At 46.6% G+C, this 2579-nt stretch carries 2 protein-coding genes; both read right to left on the minus strand.

The features are described from left to right. Positions 1-72: 72 nt before the first annotated feature. A complete protein-coding gene (locus IC21_RS12735; RefSeq protein WP_029143133.1) occupies positions 73-294 on the minus strand; it encodes an ABC transporter permease subunit in 222 nt (73 codons plus the stop codon). A 505-nt stretch (positions 295-799) separates the two neighbouring features. Continuing rightward, complete coding sequence (locus IC21_RS12740) at positions 800-2302, minus strand: malate:quinone oxidoreductase (RefSeq protein WP_029143132.1); 1503 nt, start codon at positions 2300-2302, stop codon at positions 800-802. Positions 2303-2579: the final 277 nt, after the last annotated feature.

The raw sequence follows: 2579 nt of genomic DNA on the forward strand, positions 1-2579 counted from the left end.
TTTCCTTTGAAATCCTTACACTTTATATTCGACAAAAGTAGCCAAAATCCTTGTCAAATCTGGAATTTTTGCTTATTCAGCAAGCCCTAACTGGATCAATAAAGGCGTATTGCGGGACAGTTCCACATAGGCCGATACAAGCTTCCGTAAAACCGGCACCTTAAAATACTGGATAAAACTGCATATCAAGCCAAGAACACCAGCCCCGATAATGCCGAAAAAGGAAAGCCGCAAAGTGAGCCAGAATCCTTTTTCAAACATGGGCAAGCTGTTTTGCACAACGGTCCAGTCCATCTCACCCCTCCTATTTTGGAAAATTCTCTTCAATCCAGGCGGGCTTGCGCCAGCCGTCCGGTATGTATGGCGTTGCTGTCCCGAATCAGGTGCTTGCGCGTTTAAAGGCCGGACGACAAAAAGCCGTTTCCTAAGAAAACGACTGTCCTTTTTCAGGTATTGCTGCAGTTTTCTTATCTTGATAGACGATCATGAACTGTACTATTATGATGCCGGTTTCCAAGGACAGCCCTTCTGCCGCCCGGGATAAGAAATTTTCAGCATTTTAGCAACATCTTTATTTTACTGAACGCCGGGACAAAAATCAATATATTCCTATCGACTTGATAGGGTTTTCTTTGCATAGCACCCAAAAAAAACAGCATGCCAAAGTTGTTCCTCCGCTTGCACCCGTACTGCTTTCCGGCTGCCTGCAAAATGAATGCCGGTTAAGACGCGTTACAGCCAAAAAAAGGCCTTCAATCCGCTTTAGGATCAAAGGCCCTTCATTTTAGCGCTCCACGCGTTACCGGTAGGCCGGTTCTTTTTCCGTCAGGCCGAGCGTCTCTGCCGTTTCAGCGTGAATTTGATGCAGCAGATCCGGATTTTCTGCAAGCCGCACGCCATAAGAAGGAATCATTTCTTTTATTTTTGGTGCCCATGCTTTTTTCCGGTCCGGGAAGCATTTTTCAATGACTTCGAGCATAACATGGACAGCAGTAGAAGCACCCGGCGAAGCACCGAGCAATGCCGCGACTGAACCGTCAGCAGCTGTTACCACCTCTGTACCGAACTGGAGCGTGCCTTTTCCGCCTGCTTCCGTATCTTTAATCACCTGGACACGCTGCCCGGCTACGACAACATCCCAGTCTTCCAATCTCGCATCCGGAATGAATTCCTGCAGTGTCTCCAGGCGTTTTTCGTCTGACAATAGAAGCTGCCCGATCAAATATTTAACAAGCGGTATATTTTTTGCCCCGGACGCAAGCATCGTTACGACATTATTCGGCTTCACAGAACCAATCAGGTCTAAATTTGACCCTGTTTTTAAAAACTTCGGCGAGAAGCCGGCAAACGGGCCGAACAGCAAACACTTTTTATGGTCAATATATCTTGTATCCAAATGCGGCACGGACATCGGCGGCGCGCCGACTTTCGCTTTGCCGTACACTTTTGCATGGTGGCGGCTAATGACTTCAGGATTGTTGCACACCATAAATAACCCGCTTACCGGAAACCCTCCAATATGTTTGGACTCCGGAATGCCGGTTTTTTGGAGCAACGGCAAGCTTCCGCCACCGGCACCGATAAAAATAAATTTCGCCGTATGGTATTCGATCCTGTTGTGCTCAATATCATGCACTTTCACTTCCCAGTTTCCTTCTGGGGTGCGTTTAATATCCTGAACGGCATGCTTGTAGTTGATTTCGACATTTTGGCGTTGCAAATGATCAAACAGCATGCGGGTCAAGGCGCCAAAGTTGACGTCCGTCCCTGCATCGCTTTTTGTCGCCGCAACCGGTTCATTGGACTTCCTGCCTTCCATCACAAGCGGAATCCATTCCTTTAATTGCCCGGGATCGTCGGAAAACGCCATTCCTTCAAAAAGCGGATGGGCTGACAGCGCTTTAAATCGCTTTTTTAGAAAAGCAACGTTCTCCTCCCCTTCTACAAAGCTCATATGCGGGATCGGCCGGATAAAGTCCTGCGGATTGCGGATCAGCCCCTTGCTGACCAGGTAGGACCAGAACTGCCTTGAAAGCTGGAATTGTTCATTTACATTTACAGCTTTTGTAATGTCTATTGAGCCGTCCGGTTTTTCAGGCGTATAATTCAGCTCACATAATGCCGAGTGCCCGGTCCCCGCATTGTTCCATTCATTCGAACTTTCTTCCCCTGGTTTTGCCAGCTTCTCATATACGGTGATTTCCCAATCCGGAGTCAGTTCTTTCAGCAAGGTGCCCAGCGTTGCGCTCATAATGCCGGCACCAATTAAGATGACGTCTGTCTTTCCCTGTCTGATGCTCATGATTACCTTCTCCTTATCCCTATATTTGCTAATATTATTCCGGACACACTGCCTCTTTTTCAGAACAAGGCAGTCCCCGGGAAAACGTTTTACAAGTCTTAATATCATAATATCATATTTTATGATAATTCTTTAGAATAATGATACACAATTTGACAATGGAAATATCAGGAAACCTTTTTATTTGCTCCTAGAAAACCATGCAAGCTTTATTATCAAACGCAATCCCCGTAAGGAAAAAGCTGAGGACTGGCTGTACATTGCCCGAAAATATGGG

Source organism: Heyndrickxia coagulans DSM 1 = ATCC 7050 (assembly GCF_000290615.1).
Classification (GTDB): domain Bacteria; phylum Bacillota; class Bacilli; order Bacillales; family Bacillaceae_C; genus Weizmannia; species Weizmannia coagulans.